The following is a 25,681-nucleotide window of genomic DNA, read 5'->3' as shown; positions in this document are numbered from 1 at the left end:
TTATATAACCCATTTGACATCTTGGAGGAGGTTGGATTAAGGTAAGCTAAAGCCAAATCCACCATGCCGTATTCCAGCAGCCTCACAGACGCAGAATGGGAAATCCTTGAACCCCTACTACCCCAGGTGTTGCCTGTTAAGAAGCAGACGAGACCTTGTAATTGGACGAAACGAGAACTGGAGTGATGGTATTTTCTATCAACTCAAGAACGGCTGCAATTGGCAAGATTTGCCGAAAGACCAGCCTCCCTACTCAACGGTGTATTGGCATTACAAACAGTGGCGGGAGGCAGGAGCAATCCTTGCACTGATGAGCCTCTTACATGGACAAGTGCGTGAACAAGTCAAAAAAAAGCCCAGTGGACAACGTTGCTGATGATTGACTCCCAAGCGGTGAAGAATACCTGCAACGCCAGTATCGAGTCCTTCATGTTTCTGCTTTTACAAATGCACTAATGGCATCAAACGACATCTGGCAGTGGATACGTTGGGGTTTCCGTTTTTCACCCACTGCACTCAAGCTAATGTCTCCGATGACCAAGGCTTGCTGGAAATGTTGAGTCACAACCTCGATTATTTTCGCGCCAAGCCTGTCAACATTCCTAAAATCACCATCTTGCTGGACAATGGCTATCATCCAGAGACCCTGAGTCTCGCCTTGCAAAAACTCTATCCCCAGATCGTGACCAAGATCCGGTTTGAACTCTCACCCAAGCCCACCAAAGCCGAAAAAGCGGCACTGGGGAAGACGGGATTTGTCGTGGTGGCAACGCGATGGGTAATTGAGCGGTCGAATGCATGGATGGATGGAACGCTGCAAGAGTTTAGTCAAGAACTTTGAGCGGACGTTGAGCCATGCCACGGCGAAACTCAACCTGTGTTTGATCGGGTTAATGCTCAAGCGTTTAGCCCATAGCTATATCTCAAATGGGTTCTATAGGGCAATCTTGGGGAGTAACAGAGTCCACAGCTTGTCGAATGATTCGGAAAATAGAAAATAGCGAGACAACGAGTAATTGGAGAACATGTTCATCGAAAACTGAAAATTTTTAAGATTTTAGCTGACCTTTATAGAAATCGCCGAAAAAGATTTGGTTTAAGGTTTAATCTGATAGCGGGACTTTACAATTTAGTTTTCATGGCTTTTTTGAAACCGAGCTTGAGAAAACGTAACCATCGCCACCAAACTTTAGCAGGCTGGTCGAAAAAGGTAAAAATATCACCGTAAGCTTGGGTAGATTTGTGATGATGAAGCCAATGTCTTTCAGGAGTCGTAATGCCTAGTATCTCGCAGAAAGTAATGATTTCTTTTGGAGTTTTCCAGCCTAAAGCACTTGTATGTCTCCACCATACATGAAATTGACCTAAAATTAACCCGCAGATCACACCAATAGATGAAACTTTCCACAATATTACAGCTACTGGCAGATAGGGTAAAGCACCAAGAATTCCATCCAGCATAACGAGAACATTGGTGCTGAGAACAGCATAATGAAAAAAGGTTTTCTGTGAGGAATGGTGCGTTTTTAGATGGAGACTACCAAAAACGTGCTCAGGAATATGGTAAAAAAATGTGGACAGCAAGTCTCCTAGGAATAGCAATAAATAAGTGACCATCAAAATTTTTAACATTAATTAATCCTTTTTGTTGTATTTGGTTGTATTTGATTTAATGTAAGTATTCAGCCGTCAGCTATCAGCTTTGGTGGAAAACTTCATGTAAACCTATCTATTTAACAATAGCTATTTTATGACCTTTTTAGGGCATTAGCTGAATGATTATCATTTAATTAATGAAGAAATTTTAACACTAGCTGGTTGAATTTTTGGGGATATTCTACATGCGGCCAATGACCACATTTATCAAAAATATGTAAACTGGTATTAGGGATGTATTTATTAGCTATATGAGCATGGGTAACAGGTAAAACCGCATCCTGATTTCCCCAAATAATCAAAGTGGGTGCTCGAATATGCGCGAGTTGTTGAACAATTGGCATGAAGACTTCTTCCCTTACTCCCCCCAAATTTAAGTTGGTTTTGAGAATTGAAATTAATGCCTGTTTTCTACCTGGCATTTTGAATCTTTGAAAACTGTTTTCTACCCATTCACTAGGAATTGCTTTGGGATTGTAAACATTTTTTTTTAACATCAATTTTGCCCCAAACCGACTAGGTTGAGCAAATTTAGCTATTACTGGAACTGCTGCTAAAAAACGATGATAGATTGAAATTTCTTTTCCTAGTCCCAAACTGGAAATCAATACTATTTTTCCTATCCGTTCTGGATATTTTAGAGCAAATTTGAGTATAATACCTCCTCCCATTGAATTGGCAATTATATTTGCTTTATCAATATTTAAAGCGTTCATAAAGTCTGTTAAAAACTGGACTTGATAATCTAAAGAGTAGGGAAGTTCTGGTTTATCAGATAAACCAGAACCTACCATATCAAAAGCATAAACTTGATGATTTTGAGCTAAGGCATCAAAATTATAAGTCCAAACTTCTATAGAACTACCACCACCGTGAAGCAAAATCAAAGGGCTTCCCTTAGTTCCTGCGCTCCAGTAGCGAGTTTTGATGACACCAACTCTAATGTATTGATCTTCGGGTAATTTAATTTTGTTATAAACATTTTTCATTTCTTAAATACAGTAACTATTGACTTATCCATCATACCACAAAAGTGGCACTGGGGAAGACGGGATTTGTCGTGGTGGCAACGCGATGGGTAATTGAGCGGTCGAATGCATGGATGGAACGCTGCAAGAGTTTAGTCAAGAACTTTGAGTGGACGTTGAGCCATGCCACGGCGAAACTCAACCTGTGTTTGATCGGGTTAATGCTCAAGCGTTTAGCCCATAGCTAGATCTCAAATGGGTTCTATAGTGCGAGCTTAAGAGCTCGCGAGTCTTTCACCGCTCGCGAGCTCTTAAGCTCGCACTATTAAATGCAAAACTGAGATGCTCCCGTTAAAACATTCTTTCTGACAACTGACAACTGACAACTTACCACTGACAACTTACCACTGACAACTTATAGCCTTTCGAACTCTCATATTCGCGGACGACTGGCCTCCGTGGGCTATGGGCTATGGGCTATGGCCTCCGTGGGCTATGGGCATACCTCACTTTTTTGAGAACCGCTATACCACTGACAACTGACTTAAACTTTCGCTTCCAAAGACTTGAGAAACTCCGTATTTACCCCCGACTCCCGCGTCAGGGCAATTTTCCCAGTACGAGCAATTTCCTTAATCCCAAATCTATTTAGAACCTGGACGATCGCCACCATCTTACCCGGATCTCCGACAACTTCCAAAGTCAGCGTATCATCACCAATATCTACCACTCGCGCTCTAAAAATCTGAGCCAACTCAATGATCTCCGATCGCGTTCCGCTAGCAGCATTAACTTTCAGCAACATCAACTCCCGTTCCACACAGGGAATTTCCGTTATATCCTGAACTTTAAGCACATTAATCAACTTGTACAGTTGCTTAGTCAACTGCTCGATAATCTGGTCATCTCCCGGTACAACCATCGTAATCCGAGACACTCCCACTTGCTCCGCTGGGCCAACGGCCAGACTTTCAATATTAAAACCCCGACGGGCAAATAAACCAGCAATTCGAGTGAGGACACCCGCTTCATCTTCAACTAAAACCGAAAGAGTGTGTTTCATTTATCCAAAAAAGACGCATTTCGTGCTATTCTACTGTCGCCCATTCGCCTTTTAAGCAGAAGTGCACGCCCATTGAACCTGCATTAGACATTTTATCCCGAGTTATTGGCCGTTCATCTTCGGGAAAAAACCTTGATAAATTTCGCTTTTACCGCAGTCTCGATCCCCCTAAATCCCCCTTAAGAAGGGGGACTTTGATAGCACTCCTGTCCCCCCCGACCTAAGGGGGGTTAGGGGGGATCGGCTCGATCTCAACCCTAAACCCGCCCCAACCCGGTGCTGACGGCACCCGATCCAAGTTTTTTGTGTACGAACGTACACAATTCATTCCTAGAATAAAAACTATTCAGGTCTGGTGGCTGGCGAAAACTGCAATTTTGACACCAATTGGTGACAAAACTGCGAAGTACCAAGCCACCATAACTTACATAAAAACCCGGTGTTGCAGCGATGGCATCTGGCGGCGGACTTGTTCTAGCCGATCGGGATTAATCTCTGCCACCGCCACACCCGGTTCCTCTCCGGCATCCGCCAAAACCGCACCCCAAGGGTCTACAATCATGGCGTGACCGTGTGTTTGACGGCGACCGTAGTGGTGTCCAGTCTGTGCCGGGGCGATCGCATAACAAGTATTCTCGATCGCCCTAGCTTGCAACAAAACCTTCCAATGATCCTTGCCAGTGTAAGCAGTAAACGCCGCCGGCACGAACAAAACATCAGCACCCTTCTGCGACAAATGCCTGTACACTTCCGGGAACCGCACGTCATAGCACACCGAAAGTCCCAGCGTCCCCAACTCCGGCGACACATAAACCGGCGGCAAATCTTCACCAGCTTTCACCGTGTTCGATTCCCTGTAAGTAATCCCGTCTGGCACATTCACATCAAACAAATGTACTTTTTTGTACCTTGCCACTTCGCTACCGTTTGGGTCTACTAGCAAGCAAGTATTGTATACCTTCCCCCCATCCGTCGGCACGGGAAATCCGCCGCCCAGAATCGTCACCTGGAACCGCTGGGCCATAGTTTTGAGGAATTTTTCGCTTTGGAGTCCGATCGCCTCTGCTTGAGCAATCTTCTCCTCCTCTTCTCCCATAAACGAGAAATTTTCTGGTAAGGAAACTAACTCCGCACCCCGACGCACTGCCAGGTCGATTAATTCCTCTGCCTGCACCAAATTTTTTTGCAGGTCAGGCAAGCTAGTCATTTGAATTGCTGCGGCGAGATAAGACTTCATCGATTCACAATATTAGTCATTAGTCAGTTGTCAGTTGTCAGTTGTTAGTTGTTAGTTGTTCTTGGTTCTTGGTTCTTGGTTCTTGGTTCTTGGTTCTTAGTAGCTATGCCCCATGCCCCATGCCCCATGCCCTATTCCCTATTCCCCATGCCCTATTCCCCATGCCCCATGCCCTATTCCCCATGCCCACTTCATGTTACTGAGAAAGTCTATAGAGTTTGAGAGTTCTGATGTTTGAGCTTTAAATTAACCTTTAACTCATCACTCAAAACTCAAAACTCTCAACTTTTTTGCCCTAATTTTTGAGACCTAATTCCGGTCAAATCTTAAGGCATCGGATGGAAAAGCAAGTCAGGGAAAAAGCGGTTAAATTCAATCAAACCCGCAGCTTGAATAGAGAACCAAAGCGCTGCCAATACTGGTGCGGTCGAAAGAAACTTGACAAAATATTGCATGAATTCTGCTCCTGAAAATTCGAGACAGTTGGTAATTGCCGATCGCTCGGTAAGACGCTAATTGCTAACTTGCAGTTAATCGATCAACTGTTAGCTATTAGCCTTGGCTCCATTTCCCTATTTTAGCGGGGGGAAACAGTAATTTCGTCGTCCTTGGCAAACATTTCACCAGTGGTGATTTCTTTGAGTGCTGCCAGAGGCCACAAAAAGCCACTCAGCATACAGGAGATTGCCACAGGAACGTCGATAATAATCTCTTTTTCCTCTGGAGTTGCAGATTTTTTGGCAATTTGCAGATAAGCGCGGCCTACCCAACCAATCCAACCAGCAATATACAAGAACAGCACGCTAGGAATCAAAAAGTCGCCAGCCTTGTCCAAGCTGCCGTCTACGATTAAGTGCGGGTATCCTTCCGGGCCGCACATAGCTTGAGAATACATCTCGAATCTTGCCTTGGCAGATGCCGGGTCGCCATTGGTAGAACGTGCATTTTTAGCCAGTTCCTTGAATTCGGGAGAGTCCTTGCACGGCACTAAATTGTAAGCCGAAGCAACTGGAACAAAACTGATCCACAGACTAACCACTAAAATTGCAGCAAACAATCGTCGCATGAAATTGTTTCCTTTTGTTACAAAACAATAAGTTTTTGTACAAGCATTTCAACTTGCCGATCCGAATCCAGATTACCGCACTTGCTGACAGTCTAAAGTCTCCATCATAGAGGCGGCAAAGCCCAAAAGAATCAGGGATTCCGGTTTCATAGGTCAGTGCGAGAGCTTAGCAATACCGCTAGGATATTCCGCAGCTTGCATTATAGTTCGATCGCCTCCGGCCCACTCCAACGGCTGGCAAATATCCGCAAGCAATAACCTGAGAACAGATCGAGCCGGGGGACTTGCGCCGAATTCGTTAAGCTAGCAATAGCTAACCTATCAAATAAAATTACCAGTTAATGGCAACCATTTTCGCAATTGAAACAAGTTGTGACGAAACAGCAGCAGCGATTGTTAAGAATCGTCAAGTTTGCAGCAATGTTGTAGCATCACAAATTAAAATCCACGAGCAGTACGGTGGGGTAGTCCCGGAAGTAGCTTCGCGGAGTCACCTAGAAATGCTAAATCAGGTAATTGCCCAGTGTCTGAGTGAAGCCAACTTGAGTTGGTCAGAAATTGACGGCATTGCAGCGACTTGTGCCCCCGGTTTAGTAGGTGCATTGTTAGTCGGGCTGACAGCGGCGAAAAGCTTGGCAATAGTCCACCAAAAACCTTTTTTAGGCGTCCACCACCTCGAAGGGCACATCTACGCTTCTTACTTAATCGAACCCGACTTGCAGCCGCCGTTTTTGTGCTTGTTAGTTTCGGGGGGACACACCAGTTTAATTTATGTTAAAGATTGCGGCGTTTACGAAACAGTCGGACAAACGCGCGACGATGCGGCGGGTGAAGCTTTTGATAAAGTCGCCAGACTGTTGCAGCTAGGATATCCCGGCGGGCCGCTGATGGACAAATTGGCTGCCCTGGGGAATCCCCAAGCACACCCCCTCCCAGAAGGCAAAATTTCGCTGCCCGGTGGCGGCTACCATCCCTACGACAGCAGTTTTAGCGGGTTGAAAACAGCAGTTTTGCAATTAGTGCAGAAACTTAAAAAACAAGATATTAATGCCGGTGGCGAAGGCGTCTTGACTGCCTCTACAATTAATGATATTGCGGCAAGTTTTCAGGAAACAGTGGCGAAGGGTTTAACCAAAAGGGCGATCGACTGTGCGCTAAATTTCGGACTCACTACTATAGTAGTCGGTGGCGGAGTCGCAGCCAACAGCGGACTCCGAAAACATTTACAAGCAGCCGCAGTTAAGCACAACTTGCGAGTATTGTTTCCCCCATTAAAATATTGCACGGACAACGCAGCAATGATCGGCTGTGCGGCGGCAGAACACTTTCAGCGAGGACACACCTCACCCCTGACATTGGGAGCCAATTCGCGGATGGCTGTTAGGGATATCATGGAACTGTATAGCAGTTGACAGTTGACAGTTGACAGTTGACAGTTAATAATTGCAGAATTAATGCAAAAAATTGTTTTACGCGCGAATTATGGCAGTAAGGTGCACATTGCTCACCCTACATATATGACACAAAAAATGGTTTGACGCGTGAATTATGACGGCTATACAGCACAGTAAAAAATTGGTATAACAGTCAACTGTCAACTCTTTCTTAAATCATGAAAATCCGCGACGCAGTAGAAAGCGATTTACCCGCAATTGTCCAAATATACAATGCAGCAATACCGGGGAGAATGGCCACAGCAGATTTAAAACCAGTCTCAGTCGAAAGCCGCCTCGCATGGTACAGAGAACACTCGCCCTATTCTTTGCCGATTTGGGTAATGGAATCAGAAAAAAAAATCGTCGGCTGGCTGAGTTTTCAGCTTTTCTACGGACGCGCCGCCTATCAGCATACCGCAGAAGTTAGCATCTACGTCACACCCGATCGCCAAAGCTGCGGAATTGGACAAAAATTATTGCAATCGGCAATTACGCAAAGTCCTAAATTGAGACTTAAAACCCTGATGGCAATAATTTTTGCTCACAATCAGCCGAGTTTAGCGTTGTTCCAGAAATTTGGGTTTCAGCAGTGGGGATATCTGCCGCAAGTCGCCGAACTTGATGGCGTTGAAAGAGATGTGATAATTCTGGGTTTGCGTTGTTTGTAGGGACACCGCAATGCTTTTTATCGTGTTAACTTAAGATTAAACGTAATCATAGACTGCTGTTTACCGCCGAGACCAGATCCCCCCTAGCCCCCCTTCAAAAGGGGGGGACAAGATTCTTATCAAAGTCTCCCAACAATCAGGGGGACTTCAAACACTTCGGGTTCGCCCCGATTATCCCCGGGACTTTGAATGCTCTTTCTTGTCCCCCTTTTTTAAGGTGGACTTTGAACACTCTTGTCCCCCCCTTTTGAAGGGGGGTTAGGGGGGATCTGGACTCGGCTAGAAGCGAGATTTTCCAAAGCAAAACCTGCCCTAGCGATGTGATGTTTGCTCAATCTGCTAAAATTGTAATTTCATCCAAAGATGCGATCGCCACATCAGCCTTTTCCAAATGACTAACCTGGGCATTCCCCCAACAAATCCCGATGCAGCCAGCCGCGCCAGCATCTTTACCCATCTGAATATCGCCCGCCGAATCTCCCACCATTAAAGTTGCTGCGGGATCTACTCCCAGTCTCTCACAAGCTAACAAAAATAGTTTCGGATCGGGTTTATTCAGATGTACAGAATCTACACCCATTTCTAACTGAATATATTCGCTTAATTGGTGAGCTTTCACAAGTTTTTCTACCGCTTTTGTTGTCGCAGCCGAAAGAATTCCTAGTTTCAAACCAGCTTCAGACAGAGATTTTAATACTTCCAAACTGCCAACAAACAAAGGAGAAGGTGGACTACTTTTTAACATTTGGTCAGCTTCATCAAAAGCGCGTTGAGCAATAGTTAAAGATTCTATCCATCCTCTGCCAGTTTCCGCGATATATCCTGCCGCCACAATTTCGTTTTCCCGGCGACTACCCACTGCTAGCAAGCCCGTGGGGTCGATTTTACCAACTTCGATGCCGAAAGCCATTTGTAATGGCTCTCCAACGCCTGGGATTTGAGCATCTACGAGGCGCGATCGCTTCATCCCTAAATGTCTCAAAAATTCTTGAGAATCCTCTAGAGTGCCGTCTTTGTCAAAGATTACGGCTTGAATATTAGAGAAGCTAATGCCCCGACATTTAATAGTTACCAAGAATCAAAACTCCTTAATTTTTATATTGCCTTCTATCTTCTCATCTTTTCATGTTTTTGGCAATTGGTATCAGAATTATTTATCTCTCTTTTCTCTTCCTCTGCGCTCTCTGCGCTCTCTGTGGTTAAATCATTCCGAAACAATCGCCAACAATGACAATTAAAAATCAAACATTATTCTTGATAACTAAATCCGCAATGATTAATGCGAGTTGAACAGGCTTCACAGGCTTAGCAATATGCTTGTTGAAACCTGCATCGATCGCCTTTTGCCGTTCTCCATCGCTAGCATAAGCAGTAAGCGCAATGGCTGGAATATTTCCACCAGCTTCGGCATCAAGAGATCGCACTTGTTGCATCAAGGAATACCCATCTTCCTCTGGCATTCCAATATCGGAAATTAGCACGTCATAAAGGTTTTTCGTCAAAGCCGCGATCGCCTCTTTTACAGATCCCACCGTTAGCACCTGGGCACCGCAGTCTTCCAGCACAAATTGCAATAACTCACGGGTATCGACATCATCATCTACGCTTAATATTTGCAAGCCTTCAAGGCTTGGCACGGCGTCTTTTGAGCTGTTTGGGGGTACGCTTAATACAGTCGGCTCTACATGACTAGGCGGTGTTAATTGTTGGGCAATTGCAACTAGCGGCAACTTCACAGTTATTGTAGTTCCTTGTCCCTCACCCGGACTTTCAGCAAGCACCGTACCGTCGTGAAGTTCGACTAATTGACGGACGATCGACAAACCTAATCCTAGCCCTTGATTAGCCTTGGTGGTGCTGGAATCACCTTGATGGAAACGATCGAAAATATAGGGCAAAAAGTCTGCCCGAATCCCTTTTCCAGTGTCGGTGACTCGAATTTGAGCGTGACAGTCGATCGACTCTAGGGCAATTTCCACTCGTCCGCCCGATGGAGTAAACTTAATGGCGTTAGATAGAATATTCCACAATACTTGTTGTAACCTGTCAGCATCGCCTAAAACCGTCGCAGAAGTCAACTGTGCAACCATTTGGATGTTTTTGGCATCGGCTGATAATTGCACCCCGTCGATCGCACTTTGCGCCACCACAACCAGATCGATCGGACTAATATCGAGATGAATCTTACCACTCGTAATCCGGGAAATATCCAGAATATCTTCAATTAACTGATTTTGCGCCCTCGCACACCGCTCGATTACCTCTAGGGCCCGAGTAACGGCTGGTTCCTTCAGCTTGCCAGAGCGCAGCAATTTTGCCCATCCCAGGATCGGAGTCAGGGGGTTGCGGAGCTCGTGGGAGAGATTCGCCAGAAATTCATCTTTGGCACGGTTGCTGATTTCTGCGTCTTGACGGGCTGACTTCTCCTGCATCAATAACTGCGATCGCTCTGTCTCAAACTGCTTGCGATTTGTGATATCCTCGATCGACAACAAAATCATTAAAGCTTGGTCTTCTCGTTGCAGTTTACAAGCATTCAGCAGCATAGTTTTCTGCCCAATCTGCTCAAATACATGATCCAACTCAAAGTTTTGAAGCTGAACATCACTCACCAGAATATCTTCCAAGATCGATCGCAGTTTCGGGATATTCCATTGCCCATTTCCTAATTCAAACAGCGAAAATAGCGCTGTTTCTGGGGCTGAAACCTGAAATGTTTCATAGAACGATCGATTGGCTGTGTTCACTTGTAGATCGGCATCCAGCACGACTAAAGGTGTTTGCACAGTTTCGACGATCGTTTCAGCATAATTTCGGGCTAACTCTAAGGTTTTGGCAGTGCGTTTCATAGCATCAATATCGATCCAAACCATTACCACACCGTCAATCACGTTTTCCGTCGTGCGATAAGGACGAATGCGGAGGTTGTACCAATATCCCGCTAGAGTTTTGATTTCTTGTTCTTTCGTCTGGAGAGTATCAATCACCTCCAAAATCATCGTTTCTAAATCTGGAACATCAAGAGTGGAGCGAATATCGCTAAAAGGTCGTCCAATATCTGTAGGAATCAGATTAAAAAGTTGCTTTGCCATTGGCGTAAAGCGTCTAATCTTTAAATCGTTTGCCAGCATCAAAATCGGGATATTGATACTAGCCAGTAAATTTATTAAGTCGTTATTTATTTGGTGTTGTTCAATATTTCGACTGCGAAGTTCCTCATTAGTGGTAATCAGTTCCTCGTTGGTAGCTTGAATCTCTTCTTTGGCAGTTTCTAATTCCTCGTTGGTGCTTTGCAACTCCTCGTTGCTTGATAGGATTTCTTCGTTGGCAACTTTGATATCTTGGTTGAGACTTTCCTGCTCGTGAATTACTGCTTGGAGATGCGCTTGAGCCGAATTTTTTTCTTGATTAGCGGTGGCAAGTGCCTGTCTCAAACGCACAATCTCACGCTCTAAATCACCAGCATCCAAGGTCTCAGCATTGACGGTACTGAGATCGATCGCAGTGGGTAAAGCTTCTTCAAATAGAATCAAAAAGTAGCGTGATTCTACAGTCGCAGGCTGGAAGGGAATCACCTCAAGATTGACTAGACTCGATCGCTCGCCCGCGACCAGTATTACCCCTTCTTTTCTCACAATTACATTCTGCATTTGTGCCTGATAAATTGCCGTGCGTAGCTCGATTATCAAGCCTTCCCTTGCCATTGTCAGCAAATTTAAGGTGGGAATCCCTGGTGTCAGTCTCAAGTAAAGATTAGTGTCTCCCCGCACTTGCAGAATGTTCATCTGCTCGTTGACGACCACACCTGCTGGGGCATAGCGATTCAAAATCAGTTGGTCTGTGTATCGCTGTAAGTCAAAGGAATCTGAAGCGTTTTCATTCATTTGCTCAGATTCATCTACTTTAGCGACGGGGTAAGAACTCGTCGAAAACGAAAATATTGGACTATTTTCAGTCAATCTTTTAGCATAAATTTTGCACTTTGTGTGCACTGAATCAAACAAGGATGAGAATTTTCCGATACTCTCAGAATTGCCTAACAGTAGAAAGCCAGTCGGGTTAAGACTGTAATGAAAAATGGGAATTAGTCGTTTTTGCAACGGCTCTGCCAAGTAAATCAGCACATTTCGACAGCTAATTAGATCTAGATTGGAAAAAGGCGGGTCGCTGCCTAAGTTTTGTCTGGCAAATATACACAGTTCGCGGACTATTTTGTTGATTTTATAGCCTCCTCCTTCGAGGATAAAGAAGCGAGTGCGACGCTCTGATGAAACGTCGATCATCTGGTTTTCCAAGTAGAAGCCAGACCTCGCTTTGCCGATCGCTGCTTCGCTAATATCTGTGGCAAAAATCTGGATCGCTGGGAGAGAAACTCGATCGCCCAAAAACTCTAACAAACAAATGGCGATCGAGTAAACTTCTTCTCCTGTGGAACATCCCGCCACCCAAATCCGGATCGGAATTTTGGCCGATTTATGTTCGGTAATTGTCGGAAAAACTAGCTCTTTTAACTGTTGAAAGGCTTCTGGATCTCGGAAAAAACTGGTGACGTGGATCAGGATTTCTTGATACAGGGCTTGGACTTCAGCCGGATTGTCTCGCAGGTATTGAGCGTAATCTGCCAATCTATCCAGCTTATATAACAGCATCCGTCGCTGAATGCGTCGATCGATTGTGGCGACTTTGTAGTGGGTGAAATCAACGCCTGTAGTCGATCGTAGCATTCCCAAAATAGTTGCCCGCACATCCCTCTCTGGGGGTAATTCTTCAACCGGGATGGTCGATATCGGGCAAGAAAGCAAGGGATTGTCACTGAGATTTGCCAATTCCTCAGCAATTTGTTGAGGGGGCAGAACGAAGTCTACATCACCTGTGGCAACTGCGGTATTCGGCATACTATCGAATTTTGCCGAGGCTTCACATTGAGCAAAGGTCACTCCTCCGGCTGCTTTGATTGCTTTGAGCCCCAGGGAACCGTCTCCGTCTCCCCCCGATAATACTACGGCGATCGCCTTGTGTCCGCGATCGGCTGCCAAGGACACGAAAAACGCATCTCCCGGCATATATTTTCCATAAATTTTCTCGCGGGGTGTGAGTTTCAGCACCCCGGAGGCGAGTGTCATCTTGGTGTTGGGCGGAATTATATATACCTGATTCGGCTCTACAGTCGTCCCGTCTTGCACCTGACTGACAGGCATTTGCGTGGTTCTGGTGAGAATTTCGCTCAACAGACTTTTGTGATTGGGGTCTAAGTGCTGAATCAGCACAAATGCCATGCCCGTATCGGTGGGTAAGTGGCTAAGTAACTCCGTGAATGCTTCTAGCCCTCCGGCAGAGGCGGCAATCCCAACGATGGGAAAGGGGGCATCTACTGTGTTTTGCTCTTCGGGATCGAGCGAGGATGGTGCGATCGATTCCGGTATATTTGCTTCAGAGTTGTTCATCGAAATCTCCGCGAAAACCCCGTATTTGTTAACGGAAAGGATCTCAACCGATTTTCTGTTCATTCTCAGCGTAGCTGAGAATGACAGAAGATCGACTCATAAATATTATATTGATAATAAAAAATAAGCTTAAAAAAAGAGGGTAATCCCTCTTTAACCAATAACACTAATTTCGATATTATTCGACTGTCACCGGAGGTATTTCTTCAGATACCTCTGATGTAGCTTCCGTGACAGGTTCGGGTATAGCTTCCGCGACAGGTTCGGGTGTAGCTTCCGTAACTGGTTCGGGTGTAGCTTCCGCTTCCGTAACTGGTTCGGGTGTAGCTTCCGTAACTGGTTCGGTTGTTTCTTCCGGCAAATCTTCTTCCATTGCTGACGGTACATCTTCGAGTATTTCATCGGAGAGTTCGTCAGAATCAGTTGCATCTACAGGAACTTCAATCCCAGCTTTAGCTTGCTTTTGAGCGAGCATTTTTTCGCGGAACTTAGCAGCCATTTCCTCAGCTTTCTCGTACACCAATTCGCGATTTTTAACCATCGCGCCAGGCTCCGGTTCCAACTGCTTGGTGGAGAGAGAAATCCGGCCTCTCTCAGCATCCAAGTCAATGATCATCACTTTCACTTCGTCGTTGACATTGAAGACGCTATGAGGCGTATCGATGTGATCGTGCGAAATTTCCGAGATGTGCAGCAAGCCGCTGACGCCGCCGATGTCGATAAAAGCACCGTAGGGCTTGATGCCGCGCACTGTACCGATGACCACTTCCCCGACTTCGAGGCGGTTCATCTTGCGCTCGACTAAGGCGCGACGGTGGCTCAACACTAGGCGGTTGCGGTCTTCGTCTACCTCTAAGAATTTTAATGGCAATTCTTCGGCGACTAATTCTTCCTTCGGTTTGCGGGTGCTGATGTGAGAACCGGGAATAAAGCCTCGCAATCCTTCAATTCTTACGAGTGCGCCGCCTCGGTTGGTGGCAAATACTTGCGATCGAACTGTAGCGTCTTCTGCTTGCAGTTGTCGCACTCTTTCCCAGGCGCGCATATACTCAATGCGTCGAATGGACAGGGTTAATTGTCCGTCTTCATTTTCATCGGTGAGGATGAAAAATTCTCTGGTTTCGTTTGATTGCAATACTTCTTCAGGGCTTTCCACTCGATTGATGGACATTTCCTGAATGGGAATGTACGCTGCTGTTTTAGCACCGATATCAATCAGAGCGCCCCTCGGTTCTATACTAAAAACTGTACCCGCTACTACATCGCCGGGGCTAAAGTGATAGTCATATTTATCAAGTAAGGCCGCAAAATCTTCGTGAGTAAAGCCGATGTCTTTGACTGTGGTTTTGGTATTGACCATGCGAATAGTTTCCTAGGATTTCTCTCCTTCATGTTTTTCGTTTGCAGGCAGATACTAGAGATTTTGCTAAAAAAGTGGTTAACTTCTTGCAAAATCTTTTACGAAAGTCAGTTTTTGCCAACTTTTGCCCGGTGCAACCGTACACCGGCGCTTGCCATTGCTCTTAATTCCAACTCTGTGTTAAAGCGTTTGATTTTTAACATTCAGAGTCCAGTGGACTATTTTGACACTCTCAGGTATAAATAAACTGAGATTCTTCATTCAACGAGCCGACTTGCTGGCGACAGGATTACTCCAGTCTAAGTAGAGGTCGGTTTCTCCAGAAGCGTAAATTTCGGTATGCCCTACCGTATTTAAGTTGGTCACCGATCTTTAGTTAGGTTTTGTTCAAATGCGAGCTTTCCTAAACTGCAACACCGTTAGGTGTGACTACGCACTCAACTAATCCAGTTAAGTTTTTACGTTGTCTAGTTATACTCTATTTTAGACCGATGACGATCATATCACACCCAGCACTCTTACTGAGAAAAAAGAACACTCGCTCGAATGAGAGTCTCTTGAGTCGCTATTCCTCCCGGCCTTCCTCGCGACACGGTTTTCAATCTCCCAGAATATTTCTATAAATTAATTTAAGCGAGCTTAGCTGGGAGTAGCATAGGATGCGGGGCTTTCTCGATCGCACGCATCCGAATCCGGCACACCACCGTCAAAATCTGGGTTAGTTCCTGGTTCTTGAGTTTCGCTGAGGGGATTCTGAAGGTGATTTAGGGTATCTACAAAATCTCGGATGCCTCGAAATTGCCGATATACCGAGGCAAAACGGACGTAAGCGACTTCGCTGAGCGGCCGCAGATGTAACAATACTAATTCTCCAATGTCAGAACTGGTGACTTCGCGGAGCGATCGACCTTGGAGTTGAGCTTCGATTTCTTCTGCCAGGGTTTCGAGTTGTCCCGAAGACAAACCTGTTTTTTCGCAGGCCCGAACCAGTCCCCTGACTAATTTTGACCGATCGAAAGATTCGCGCTTCCCGTCCCGCTTAATCACCGTAATCGGCACAAATTCTATGCGTTCGTAAGTTGTGAAGCGGTGCTGACAGCTCAAACATTCGCGCCGCCGACGGATGCTTTGACCAGATTCGGCTGAACGCGATTCGAGAACGCGGCTATTTGTGTGTTGGCAGGAGGAACAGCGCATGATTGCTGATTTTAACAGGTGTTGCCAGCAAATTGCCATTCATCTAACCGCCCGGGGGTCTGATGAATAGCTGGACTAGAAAAATTACTGAGGATACAGTGCTGAGGATGTGTCTCAACTTGAGCTAAAACCTAGTTCTAGACTGCTGTTTGATGACTAGACCCGATCCCCCCTAGCCCCCCTTAGGTCGGGGGGAACCGGAAACTCTCTCAAAGTCCCCCAACTATCAGGGAGGGGACAGGAGTCTTATCAAAGTCCCCCTTCTTAAGGGGGATTTAGGGGGATCTAGACTCTGCTATAAACAAGAGATACAAAGGTTTTGAGGCCATTGTTGACACCCCTTGGCTGCCAGCGTAAGCTAATTATTTGCCAATCCGGGGTGGTTCCCGAAAGGCGATCGCAAAAAATAGTACACCTAAGGCTAAAGCCAGAATCAAAATGTAAGCAACGCTTTCCATGTTAAATTTTCCCTATCTTCCCTTGCCGTATTATTTTATCAGAAAATTGGGTTTAAAACTCCGTCCCGATCGCACGACTTTTTTACATTGTTAAGTAAAATAACAAATCCATCTTCACAAATGAATATGGTAGGATAACTTGATCGCACAAGATGTAAAAACCTACCGCCGGACTGAGGGAAAGTCTACGCCCAAAACATTTTTGAGGAGATATGACTGCGCAGCTAGGCTGCAAATGTAATCAGCCTGGGAACCCACGCTTGCGCGGGATATTTTGACAGAAATGTCTTAAGAATCCCCGTACCTTAAGGTCGGGGAGTGTCAATAACTAAAAAAACCCGGTTTCTTGAAGAAACCGGGTTTTTGTGCACCGGGAAGTTTCCCGGTGTACTCTTCGGCGGCAGAAAACTAGATAGATTCTTCTCTTCTTGTGCTCTTGTCGCCCAGTTTTTGGAACAAGCCCCACTCGACTTGTTCTTCCAGGTCAGCCTCAACTCCAGCAAACACGTCGCGGAAAATAGTCCGAGAACCGTGCCAGATATGGCCGAAGAAGAACAGCAAAGCAAAGCAAACGTGTCCGAAAGTAAACCAACCGCGAGTTGAAGTACGGAAAACACCGTCAGAATTCAAGGTTTCGCGATCGAATTCAAATACTTCACCCTGTTGGGCGGCGCGAGCAAACTTCTTAACATCTAGAGGATTCTTAAAAGTTTGACCGTTCAGTTCGCCACCGTAGAAGCTGACAGTAACTCCGCTTTGTTCAAAACTGTATTTTGATTCAGCACGGCGGAAGGGGATGTCAGCGCGAACGACCCCATCTTTGTCCGTCAAAATTACTGGGAAAGTTTCAAAGAAGTTCGGGAGGCGTCGTACCGACAATACCCGACCTTCGTTGTCAGTAAATACTGCATGGCCCAACCAAGTTTTAGCAATACCGTCGCCGTTGACCATCGCGCCAGCACGGAACAAACCACCTTTAGCAGGAGAGTTGCCTACGTAGTCGTAGAAAGCCAATTTTTCGGGAATTTGCTCGTAAGCTTGTTGGAAGCTTTGACCGACGGCCAAGCTAGCTTGAGCTCTGCGATCGATCTCTTGTTGGAAATAGTTGCCGTCCCACTGATAGCGAGTCGGGCCGAAAAGCTCGATCGGAGTAGCCGCAGAACCGTACCACATCGTACCCGCAACCACGAAAGCTGCAAAGAACACAGCAGCAATACTGCTAGAAAGTACAGTTTCGATATTCCCCATCCGCAGGGCTTTGTAAAGACGTTCCGGCGGCCGCACAGTTAAGTGGAACAAACCGGCAATTACGCCGACTACGCCCGCTGCAATGTGGTGAGCGACGATGCCACCCGGATTGAACGGATCGAAGCCTTCAGGGCCCCAAGCAGGCGCCACTGGTTGGACGTGACCTGTCAAGCCGTAGGGGTCGGAAACCCACATTCCCGGGCCAAAAAGTCCCGAAAGGTGAAATGCCCCGAAGCCGAAGCAGAGCAAGCCGGAGAGGAACAAGTGAATGCCAAACATTTTTGGCAAGTCGAGGGCTGGTTCGCCGGTGCGAGGATCTCTGAAGAGTTCCAAATCCCAGAATACCCAGTGCCATACTGCTGCTAAGAACAGCAAACCGGAGAGGATGATGTGAGCGACGGCGACGCCTTCAAAAGACCAGAAGCCAGGATCGACGTTACTTTCGCCGGTGATGCTCCAACCGCCCCAAGAGCCGGTGACTCCTAAGCGAGTCATGAAGGGTAGCACGAACATCCCTTGACGCCACATCGGGTTCAGAACTGGATCTGTGGGATCGAAGACTGCTAGTTCGTAAAGGGCCATCGAGCCGGCCCAACCTGCCACGAGGGCAGTGTGCATTAAGTGTACAGAAATCAATCGACCTGGGTCATTTAAGACGACTGTGTGTACGCGATACCAGGGTAGTCCCATTGACTGCGGTTCTCCAAGGTGTAAGTGATGATGTCTATTTTGACGGAAAAATCAGATTCTCAATGCCGTGCAGTTACCTGCGGGCTGTAAATTCTGCCTTTTACCGAATCCTTTCTACCTTCACAGGTGGAGGCATAAAAATGAAAGTTATTTAAAGAAGTGTATCGAGTGTTAGAACCGATTGCAATATGTTCGGCCTTACATTAATTGCGGGTTCTCGATTTCGCAGCGGGTGGCGATCGTCCCGAGGCGTTCGAGGACTTGCTCGGCATCGATCAGTCTGGTGAGGGTGACGCTGCCGATATTTTTTGCCGGATCTGCGGGATCGGGAGGGGCACAGGGTTTGACTTCTACCATGAGCACGGCGTCTTCTACCCGGTAGAGCCACATTTTTTCGTTGCGATCCAACAGGGAGAGCTTGAGCTGTTGGATGTCTGGCTGGCGCCTCCAGCCGGCTGCTGTCCACTCGCCGCCAACTCCCCAGACGCGCCCCACTTTCCAGCCGTCGGATAAGAAGAAATATTTCATTTGCTGTGTGCGCTTGTTAATTATTTTTTTGTTATAGCATTCGGCCGAAGCAAGAAGGAAGTTATGTTAGGGTGCCGATCGCGGGTACAATAATGTGGCGATCGCCTACTTAAGAATTTTCCCCTGCGATCGGCATCCTACTGACTGACTTACAAAGAAACCGGTTGTCGAGTTTCTCGATCGCAAGTTACCTGTTGTAAAGGAATCTTCACAACGAATTCTGTCCCTTTACCGGGAGCAGAAATACAACTAATTTGACCGCCGTGTTGTTCGACAACAATTTGGTGACTGATAGATAAACCCAATCCCGTGCCACTCCCTACAGGTTTTGTGGTAAAAAACGGGTCAAACATCTTTTTTAGCACTGCTTCACTCATGCCAATACCGTTGTCAGCAATCCGAATCACTGCGAATTGAGTGGGAGAATTTTCGGGAGTAATTGTCGCTGACAACTGATTGTAAGCTCTTGCTGCTTTGCCTTTGCCAACTCCCGAACCTTCTGCTGTTTCCAGCTCAGTATGAATCTCTATTTTGGGGTAAGGCTGAGTTTCTAGTGCATCAATGGCATTATTGAGCAAACTGGCAAACACCTGATTCAACTGACTGCTGTAACAGGGAACTTCCGGCAGGTTGCCGTAGTTTTTTATTACCTCAATCTCTTGAGAAATAATGCTGACTCCACTTTTTTTGCTAATACCTTTACCTCCCGCTCGGTGCTGGACAAATAGTAAAGTGTGATCGAGATTTTGATTGATATCTACTTCTTTGATGCCGGATTCGTCGAGCTTTGTGAAAAACTTTAACGAGTCAACAATTTGTTTGATGCGCGATGCTCCAGACTCGATTGACTGCATTAGCCGCGACCAATCTTTTTGCAAAAAATCTAAATCTATACTCTCAGCGAGTTGTTGTATTTCGACTCCTGGTTCTGGATATTTGTTTTTGTAAAGTTCCAGGAGGTTATTTAAATCTTGGAAATAGTGGCGGGCTGGATTGATATTGCCCAAAATAAAACTATTGGGATTGTTGATTTCGTGGGCAACTCCTGCTACCATTCTCCCGAGACTTAACATTTTTTCCGTTTGAATCAGTTGGGATTGAGTGCGTCTGAGATTGTCTAATGTTAATTTTAATTGAGTAGCTTTTTCTCGTTCCCGCAGTTCGCTTTTTCGCAGTTCCAGTTCGGCTTGTTTGACAGCGGTGATGTCGCGGCTGACAGATAAGACAGATGCAATTGTCCGATCGCGCTTAAATTCAGGAACCATACAAACTTGATAAAATTTAGTGCCTGATTTTGTGAGAAAATTAAACTCAAAGCACTGTTCGGTGCCGTTAGCGAACACGGCGCACAAAGTTGCTTCCGAGAGCATCACCACTTCCTCGGACATTCCTAACTCTCGATGGGTTTTACCCGTGAATGCTGCGGCGGGGATTCCTGTAGCTAATTCGACTGCTGGATTGACGTAAAGGTGGCGCAGTTGCTTGTCAAATCGGGAAATCATATCCGGGGAATTTTCCGCTAGGGCTCTGAATTCTTGTTCGCGGCGGTATGAGGTTTCTTGTGCAAGCTTTTGCTCGGTAATGTCGTAAGTCATCATCAGAATGCAGTTGGTGTCGCCAATGCTAATGATTTCTGCGGATATGAGGACACACTTGATATTGTCGAACTTGGTACGAAACTGGAATTCTTGTTTGTAAATACTGCCGGATATGTGCAAGATTTCTAAGAAACGATCGCGATCGCCCAAATTCTCCCATAAATTGATTTGGCGATCGGTTTTTCCCAAGATTTCCTCGGGAAAATAGCCGGTGAGGTTGCAAAAGCTCTGGTTGACTTCCGTTAAGTATCCCTTTTCCAGTGTGGCGATTGTCATGGCGGCGGGGCTGCTGCGAAAAGCTTTGGCAAATTTTTCTTCGGAAAAGCGCAGGGCTAACTCGGCTAATTGACGCGATCGCACTTCCGATCGCAACAGCATATTTTGTTGTTCTAATTGTTTGGTGAGGTTGCGGAGTTGTAGGTGAACGTTGATGCGGGCGATCGCCTCTTCGTGCTCCAGCGGTTTAGTGATGTAGTCTACTGCACCCAAAGTCAACCCTTTCACTTTATCCGCAGCCTCGGAAAGAGCCGTCATAAAAATTACGGGAATGTCCTTAACTTCATCTATTGATTTCAGGCGGCGGCAGGTTTCAAATCCGTCTATTCCCGGCATCATCACATCTAGCAAAATGATATCTGGCAAGATTTTTGTGACTCTATCCAGCGCTTTTTCTCCCGTTGTAGCTACAAAAATCTCAAATCCGTATTCCACTAGGAAATATGATAATATGTTAATATTAGCGGGTTGGTCGTCTACGATTAATACTTTGCTTTTTGGCTGAGTCTGCATATTTTTATGTTTGAAAATCAACAAAATGGATCACATAAAGTAGGTTGATTGGGAGTGTCTTAACCCAACATACAAGAATATGAGAAGGCATTGAATAGAGAAACAGAGTTGCTTGCCACAAACTCAACCTGAAAGCCGAGATATTGCATCGCTATTACTCGGCTGCTTGAGTTTGGTTGAAGTTGGTGCAACAGATCGGATGTAGGAGATGGATCCCTGATAGAAATCTATTCTACTATTTATTCTTCAAATTTGCTCGCTTATATCAACTTTAGAGTGTGAAAAATTGGGTTTCTGGTGCCGTGACGTACAACTGCCATCAACACCAGCGATCGCGATTGTCGCGCATCCCAAGGCTTACGTTTAACTGGGAATGACTTACTTACGTATTTTCCCTCTCACATACTTACTATTTATACTGCACTATTGATAATGCCAGTTTGCTCGCTGCGAACTATTTTTAGGATTGAGGCTACAACTCGTTGTTAAATCCGATTATGAGGATTGAACTCCTACTAGGAAGCAATTTTAGTCGCCCGGATTTAAGTAAGGCTCAATTAGTTTAATTATCGCGTCATCGTCATAGCGATCGACTAACTGCCAAATTTTCCGAGCAAATAGGGCATAGGTGGGATTTAACTCTTGCAGGCGCTGCGCTTCGTACTTAATCTGCTCGAAATTACCGATTTGAGCGGCTTCGTACAAATAAAGTAACTCTTCGCGGGGAGGCATTTCTACGTCTTCTGAGCCGATCGCCAATTCAGAGAAAGTACGCACGGCGCAGTTATCCCGTAGGGAATCGCCCGAAGCCTCAAAAATCCAAATCAGTCCCAGATAATTCTGTATTTTTGCCAAAAAATCATCGATTATAAAAAATTTACTGATAAAATCAGTGTAGCCTATTTCCTCTTGCTTTTCCAACTCCAACTCGAACAACCCGCTAGTAGCAATCAAGATTGGCGTCTCCCGAAACATTGGCAAACAACGCAATTGAGCGCAGAGTTCAAAACCGCTGATTCCGGGCATCAACAAGTCAGCAATAATTAAATCCGGTTCCTGGGAAATCGCTGTTGCTAAACCTCCTTCACCAGAATCAGCCTCAATTAACTCAAAACCCAGCGGTGCTAAAATATCCACCATCAAAGAGCGATTTTCTGGGCTATCGTCAACAACTAATATTCTACGCCGTTGACCTTGATAACCTGTAATTACGGGTTGCTGTGGTGGTGGCGAAACTGGTACGAGCAAATCTGCAAGTGACAATTCAATCTCAAACCAAAACGTACTCCCAACACCCCAACAACTTTCGACTTTGAGTTCCCCTCCCATCAGCGAAACTAAGGTTTTGGCAATGTTTAATCCCAAACCCGTCCCTTCTGTTTTCTGCCCGATTTCGCTCACTTGTTCAAAAGGTAGAAATATTCGTTCTATTGCATCGCTAGTAATTCCGATGCCTGTATCTTTAACTTGAAAGTGGATTTTGGTAATTGGGAAGGCGGGACTTGCATTAAATAAAAAATCTGATTCCTGGCCCGCGCTCAATATTCCTGCAACAGGTTCACTGTTCTCAATTACCTCTACTTTAAAAAGTATGCTACCTTCATCAGTAAATTTAATCGCGTTACTTAATAAATTCAGGAGAATTTGACGCAACCGCTTTTCATCTACAGATACAAAATTCGGAATTTTACCTGCTATTTGGGTGACAAAGACCAGGTTCTTTTCTTCGGCTTTGAACCGAAACATTTCTAATATGTCATTGAGAAAATCTGACAAACAAACATCGTTAACAGTTAACTCCATCTTTTCAGCTTCAATTTTAGCCAAATCTAAAATATCATTAATTAAAGTCAGCAACTGAGAACCGCACTGCTGGATCGTGCGAATTTGCTCTTTGTCGCGGGGAGAAAAATCTGGCTGTCGGGAAAGTATTTGAGCGTAGCCGAGAATGGCATTGAGGGGAGTCCGCAATTCGTGGCTCATATTGGCAAGAAAGGCGCTTTTAGCTCGGTTGGCGACTTCGGCGGCTTCTTTTGCTGCTTGGAGTTCCGCAGTGCGATCGGTCACCTTTTGTTCTAAAGTGCGATTGTAGTCTGCTTGCAACTTTTCGGCTTTTTTGCGATCGGTGATGTCTTGAGAAGCGCCGATCGCGCCGATAATGTTGCCAGCTTCATCAAACAGCGGCGTACTGAAAAATTCTAAGGGAATAGTGCGATCGGGCAAACGAATTTCTATGTCTTCCACTCTCACGGTTTCTCCTTTGAGCGATCGGGCGAGCGGATTTTTGATTATTGAATATAATTCATCTGTTCCTGCATCGTAAAGTCTAAAAACTTCTGCTATTTGCTCAATAGTAGACTCCGGTATAGTTTGGATATTTACTAATTGCCGCGCTATCTGATTTATGTAAATCAGTTGCCCGGTATAGTCGTGAACTGACACTCCCACCGGCATAGCTTCTAGGATTTGTTTCATGCGGCTTTCACTGTCGGTTAAGGCAGCATTTAAAGATTGGAGCGATTTGAAAGCATATTGCAGTTTGTCTGCCATATAATTGAACGAATTTGCCAATTGCCCGACTTCATCAGCGCGATCGATCTCGACATTTGTATTCCCTTCATTGTTAGCTAGAGCTTTGGCGGCAGTATTTAAACGTAAAAGTGGCTCTGTTATCCATTTAGCTGTGAAAATACCGACAACAATTGCTCCCATCAAGGCAGTCACACATAGTATAATTGTGGTGAAATTATTGGCGTCAATTTCTGCCATAAAATCAGATTCTGGGATGACGATCGCAATCAACCAATCTAAACCAAAATTATCCCGGTAAGGTACTACTTTGAGTAATTGGGATTGGCCGTCAATTTCAAATTCAAGGTGTTGAACATCATTAATTTGGGAAAAATCGCCAAAGTGATTCGTTAAACATAGACCCGTGGCGCGGATTGTAGCATTTGGGCTTGCCGTTAATTTTAATCGATTAAACTGCTGGTTCCTCAAAATATAGGGATTGTCGGGCCCGGAATTGGCTACTAACAACCCGCTGCGTTCGACAATAAAAATTTTTGCCGATTTGCTGGTTTTTATGCTGTCGAGAAAAATGGCAATCTTTCTAATGTTGAGGTTTACCGAAAAGACTCCCAGCAGTTCCTTTGTCGCCTCATCATAAATCGGTCGATTGCCGTTAATTACTAAATCTGTATTGTTACCGACTTGAAAAATATTACTCCAGGTGGATTTCCCGGCAGCTTTAGCAGCTTGGTACCAAGGTCTTTTTGTGGCATCAGGTTGTCGAAAAGTTTTGTATAGTTTGGTTCTATTACCTAGCAAGTCTGGAACATACATATTGATGATGCCCCGATCGAACTCATCCGATCGCATAATCAGATTCTGTCCGATAGTGCGATCGCTTCCCACGAAGTCTCCCCGTTTGCTACCAAAAATAATGGTTGTCGGCGAATCGAACTGTTGCAGTTGAAAGAAAAGGTAGCGTTCGAGTTGCCGCAAATCTTGTAAATTGATTGTTTTTTGGCGCACCGCATCGGCGTTAATGCGGTTGATCGAATGAGGCGCAGACAGATATGTATCGAGGTAATGTACGACGCGATCGCCAATTTGTGCTGCTAGCCGATCGGCTAGGTTGTTAACCGCCTTTTGGCCGTTGGTATAGGAAAGATACCCCACCAACCCCGCAGTCCCGACAATTTGCAGCACAAACGGTACAATCAGCACTGTTCGTAGCGGGATTTTTTTGAGATGGGCAGTTAGGCGATAGACTGTTTTAATCGACATGATAAAACCGTGCTTATCAAAGTGGGGAAAGCGAAGATACCTGTAGGGAAACGGTATTGCCGTGTTCGACTCTTGGAACTCCGACTTTTAATAATTATATAACTCTGGACAGTTTTGTAAACTTTATCTGTGTCTGTTTTTCACATCCTTTTGTCTCTGGCACTATTTTAACCCAACCGTATTGCACTATAAATTAATACCGTTCAGTTAAGGGTTGTCCGAAGATAGGAACGAAGCAATCTTCGTATCTATCTTTGCGGCTGCTTGTTCGGGGGAAATCCCATTAGCAGTCATGTCTCGCCAAATACTCGATGCCAGTAATTTACATCCCTTTAATGTACAGTTGTTTGCGGTAAGGATCGGGACGCGCAATTAAATATTGCCAATTCTCGATTTCTGGTGTACTTTGCAGCGATTGAACGATCGCACTTAGTAACGCAAGGCGATCGCTGACTGAGAGTTGGCAGGCTTTTTCTTTAAGTT

19 protein-coding genes and 1 pseudogene are annotated in these 25,681 nt (G+C 45.4%); 5 read left to right on the top strand and 15 right to left on the bottom strand.

The features are described 5' to 3' along the window. Positions 1-106: 106 nt before the first annotated feature. The 3 genes and pseudogenes from QZ938_RS33045 to QZ938_RS14505 form a co-directional block, all read left to right on the top strand. A complete protein-coding gene (locus tag QZ938_RS33045; protein WP_363318841.1) occupies positions 107-376 on the top strand; it encodes a transposase in 270 nt (89 codons plus the stop codon). A gap of 102 nt (positions 377-478) precedes the next feature. Next, a complete protein-coding gene (locus QZ938_RS14510; protein WP_293143264.1) occupies positions 479-841 on the top strand; it encodes a transposase in 363 nt (120 codons plus the stop codon). A gap of 153 nt (positions 842-994) precedes the next feature. Beyond that, positions 995-1,129: pseudogene (locus tag QZ938_RS14505) on the top strand (IS5/IS1182 family transposase); the annotation flags it as partial. Here QZ938_RS14505 and QZ938_RS14500 read toward each other — a convergent pair. The 6 genes from QZ938_RS14500 to QZ938_RS14470 all read right to left on the bottom strand — a co-directional run bounded on the left by QZ938_RS14500 (position 1,123) and on the right by QZ938_RS14470 (position 5,990). Continuing rightward, positions 1,123-1,632 carry a fatty acid hydroxylase gene (locus QZ938_RS14500; protein WP_293143261.1) on the bottom strand — a complete coding sequence of 170 codons (510 nt, stop codon included), beginning with the start codon at positions 1,630-1,632 and terminating at the stop codon, positions 1,123-1,125. The pseudogene QZ938_RS14505 and the gene QZ938_RS14500 sit on opposite strands and share 7 nt — an antisense overlap. A 158-nt stretch (positions 1,633-1,790) precedes the next feature. Beyond that, positions 1,791-2,645, bottom strand: a complete 855-nt coding sequence (locus tag QZ938_RS14495; protein ID WP_293143258.1) for an alpha/beta fold hydrolase — start codon at positions 2,643-2,645, stop codon at positions 1,791-1,793. A gap of 523 nt (positions 2,646-3,168) precedes the next feature. After that, complete coding sequence (ilvN, locus tag QZ938_RS14485; protein ID WP_190739991.1) at positions 3,169-3,687, bottom strand: acetolactate synthase small subunit; 519 nt, start codon at positions 3,685-3,687, stop codon at positions 3,169-3,171. A gap of 424 nt (positions 3,688-4,111) precedes the next feature. After that, positions 4,112-4,924, bottom strand: a complete 813-nt coding sequence (locus QZ938_RS14480) for a carbon-nitrogen hydrolase family protein (protein WP_293143247.1) — start codon at positions 4,922-4,924, stop codon at positions 4,112-4,114. A 326-nt stretch (positions 4,925-5,250) separates the two neighbouring features. Then, positions 5,251-5,379 (bottom strand): photosystem I reaction center subunit IX, encoded by a 129-nt coding sequence (gene psaJ / locus QZ938_RS14475; RefSeq protein ID WP_293143244.1) that lies wholly within the window; start codon positions 5,377-5,379, stop codon positions 5,251-5,253. Between the two features lie 122 nt (positions 5,380-5,501). Beyond that, positions 5,502-5,990: a Photosystem I reaction center subunit III gene (locus tag QZ938_RS14470; RefSeq protein WP_293143241.1), complete on the bottom strand. Its 489-nt coding sequence runs from the start codon at positions 5,988-5,990 to the stop codon at positions 5,502-5,504. 341 nt (positions 5,991-6,331) lie between these two features. Between QZ938_RS14470 and tsaD the strand changes: the two genes are divergently transcribed. Together tsaD and QZ938_RS14460 are read left to right on the top strand one after the other, a co-directional pair. Next, positions 6,332-7,402, top strand: coding sequence for a tRNA (adenosine(37)-N6)-threonylcarbamoyltransferase complex transferase subunit TsaD (gene tsaD / locus QZ938_RS14465; RefSeq protein ID WP_293352121.1), 1,071 nt, complete (start codon positions 6,332-6,334; stop codon positions 7,400-7,402). Between the two features lie 200 nt (positions 7,403-7,602). Continuing rightward, a complete protein-coding gene (locus QZ938_RS14460; protein WP_293352122.1) occupies positions 7,603-8,094 on the top strand; it encodes a GNAT family N-acetyltransferase in 492 nt (163 codons plus the stop codon). A 331-nt stretch (positions 8,095-8,425) separates the two neighbouring features. Here QZ938_RS14460 and QZ938_RS14455 read toward each other — a convergent pair whose 3' ends face one another. The 9 genes from QZ938_RS14455 to QZ938_RS14415 all read right to left on the bottom strand — a co-directional run bounded on the left by QZ938_RS14455 (position 8,426) and on the right by QZ938_RS14415 (position 25,198). Then, complete coding sequence (locus QZ938_RS14455; RefSeq protein ID WP_293143232.1) at positions 8,426-9,169, bottom strand: HAD family hydrolase; 744 nt, start codon at positions 9,167-9,169, stop codon at positions 8,426-8,428. 166 nt (positions 9,170-9,335) lie between these two features. Beyond that, the gene (locus tag QZ938_RS14450) at positions 9,336-13,538 is read right to left on the bottom strand and encodes a chemotaxis protein CheB (protein ID WP_293352123.1); all 4,203 of its coding nucleotides are present in this window, start codon (positions 13,536-13,538) and stop codon (positions 9,336-9,338) included. 178 nt (positions 13,539-13,716) lie between these two features. Further along, on the bottom strand, positions 13,717-14,898 hold the full coding sequence (locus QZ938_RS14445; protein WP_293143226.1) for a S1 RNA-binding domain-containing protein: 1,182 nt from the start codon (positions 14,896-14,898) through the stop codon (positions 13,717-13,719). Between the two features lie 639 nt (positions 14,899-15,537). Further along, on the bottom strand, positions 15,538-16,095 hold the full coding sequence (gene nrdR / locus QZ938_RS14440; RefSeq protein ID WP_293143316.1) for a transcriptional regulator NrdR: 558 nt from the start codon (positions 16,093-16,095) through the stop codon (positions 15,538-15,540). A 362-nt stretch (positions 16,096-16,457) separates the two neighbouring features. After that, positions 16,458-16,553: a photosystem II reaction center protein T gene (locus tag QZ938_RS14435; RefSeq protein WP_083622085.1), complete on the bottom strand. Its 96-nt coding sequence runs from the start codon at positions 16,551-16,553 to the stop codon at positions 16,458-16,460. Between the two features lie 408 nt (positions 16,554-16,961). Continuing rightward, positions 16,962-18,491, bottom strand: a complete 1,530-nt coding sequence (gene psbB, locus QZ938_RS14430) for a photosystem II chlorophyll-binding protein CP47 (protein ID WP_293143210.1) — start codon at positions 18,489-18,491, stop codon at positions 16,962-16,964. A gap of 198 nt (positions 18,492-18,689) precedes the next feature. Further along, on the bottom strand, positions 18,690-19,019 hold the full coding sequence (locus QZ938_RS14425; RefSeq protein ID WP_293143313.1) for a hypothetical protein: 330 nt from the start codon (positions 19,017-19,019) through the stop codon (positions 18,690-18,692). Between the two features lie 149 nt (positions 19,020-19,168). After that, complete coding sequence (locus tag QZ938_RS14420) at positions 19,169-21,406, bottom strand: PAS domain S-box protein (protein ID WP_293352124.1); 2,238 nt, start codon at positions 21,404-21,406, stop codon at positions 19,169-19,171. A gap of 528 nt (positions 21,407-21,934) precedes the next feature. Next, positions 21,935-25,198 carry an ATP-binding protein gene (locus QZ938_RS14415; RefSeq protein ID WP_293352125.1) on the bottom strand — a complete coding sequence of 1,088 codons (3,264 nt, stop codon included), beginning with the start codon at positions 25,196-25,198 and terminating at the stop codon, positions 21,935-21,937. Positions 25,199-25,681 lie beyond the last annotated feature (483 nt).

Origin of the sequence: Microcoleus sp. CAWBG27 (assembly GCF_020883145.1) — a bacterium.
Taxonomy (GTDB): Bacteria; Cyanobacteriota; Cyanobacteriia; order Cyanobacteriales; family Microcoleaceae; genus Microcoleus.
This window is presented reverse-complemented; position numbering and strand designations above follow the sequence as displayed.

What these genes read in the sequence shown, in the direction of transcription:
- QZ938_RS14500 (WP_293143261.1), bottom strand. Translation starts at nt 1,632, where the DNA reads ATGTTAAAAATTTTGATGGTCACTTATTTATTGCTATTCCTAGGAGAC.
- QZ938_RS14425 (WP_293143313.1), bottom strand. Translation starts at nt 19,019, where the DNA reads ATGAAATATTTCTTCTTATCCGACGGCTGGAAAGTGGGGCGCGTCTGG.
- nrdR (WP_293143316.1), bottom strand. Translation starts at nt 16,095, where the DNA reads ATGCGCTGTTCCTCCTGCCAACACACAAATAGCCGCGTTCTCGAATCG.
- QZ938_RS14420 (WP_293352124.1), bottom strand. Translation starts at nt 21,406, where the DNA reads ATGCAGACTCAGCCAAAAAGCAAAGTATTAATCGTAGACGACCAACCC.
- QZ938_RS14470 (WP_293143241.1), bottom strand. Translation starts at nt 5,990, where the DNA reads ATGCGACGATTGTTTGCTGCAATTTTAGTGGTTAGTCTGTGGATCAGT.
- QZ938_RS14415 (WP_293352125.1), bottom strand. Translation starts at nt 25,198, where the DNA reads ATGTCGATTAAAACAGTCTATCGCCTAACTGCCCATCTCAAAAAAATC.
- psbB (WP_293143210.1), bottom strand. Translation starts at nt 18,491, where the DNA reads ATGGGACTACCCTGGTATCGCGTACACACAGTCGTCTTAAATGACCCA.
- QZ938_RS14435 (WP_083622085.1), bottom strand. Translation starts at nt 16,553, where the DNA reads ATGGAAAGCGTTGCTTACATTTTGATTCTGGCTTTAGCCTTAGGTGTA.
- ilvN (WP_190739991.1), bottom strand. Translation starts at nt 3,687, where the DNA reads ATGAAACACACTCTTTCGGTTTTAGTTGAAGATGAAGCGGGTGTCCTC.
- QZ938_RS14495 (WP_293143258.1), bottom strand. Translation starts at nt 2,645, where the DNA reads ATGAAAAATGTTTATAACAAAATTAAATTACCCGAAGATCAATACATT.
- QZ938_RS14445 (WP_293143226.1), bottom strand. Translation starts at nt 14,898, where the DNA reads ATGGTCAATACCAAAACCACAGTCAAAGACATCGGCTTTACTCACGAA.
- QZ938_RS14460 (WP_293352122.1), top strand. Translation starts at nt 7,603, where the DNA reads ATGAAAATCCGCGACGCAGTAGAAAGCGATTTACCCGCAATTGTCCAA.
- psaJ (WP_293143244.1), bottom strand. Translation starts at nt 5,379, where the DNA reads ATGCAATATTTTGTCAAGTTTCTTTCGACCGCACCAGTATTGGCAGCG.
- tsaD (WP_293352121.1), top strand. Translation starts at nt 6,332, where the DNA reads ATGGCAACCATTTTCGCAATTGAAACAAGTTGTGACGAAACAGCAGCA.
- QZ938_RS14480 (WP_293143247.1), bottom strand. Translation starts at nt 4,924, where the DNA reads ATGAAGTCTTATCTCGCCGCAGCAATTCAAATGACTAGCTTGCCTGAC.
- QZ938_RS14450 (WP_293352123.1), bottom strand. Translation starts at nt 13,538, where the DNA reads ATGAACAACTCTGAAGCAAATATACCGGAATCGATCGCACCATCCTCG.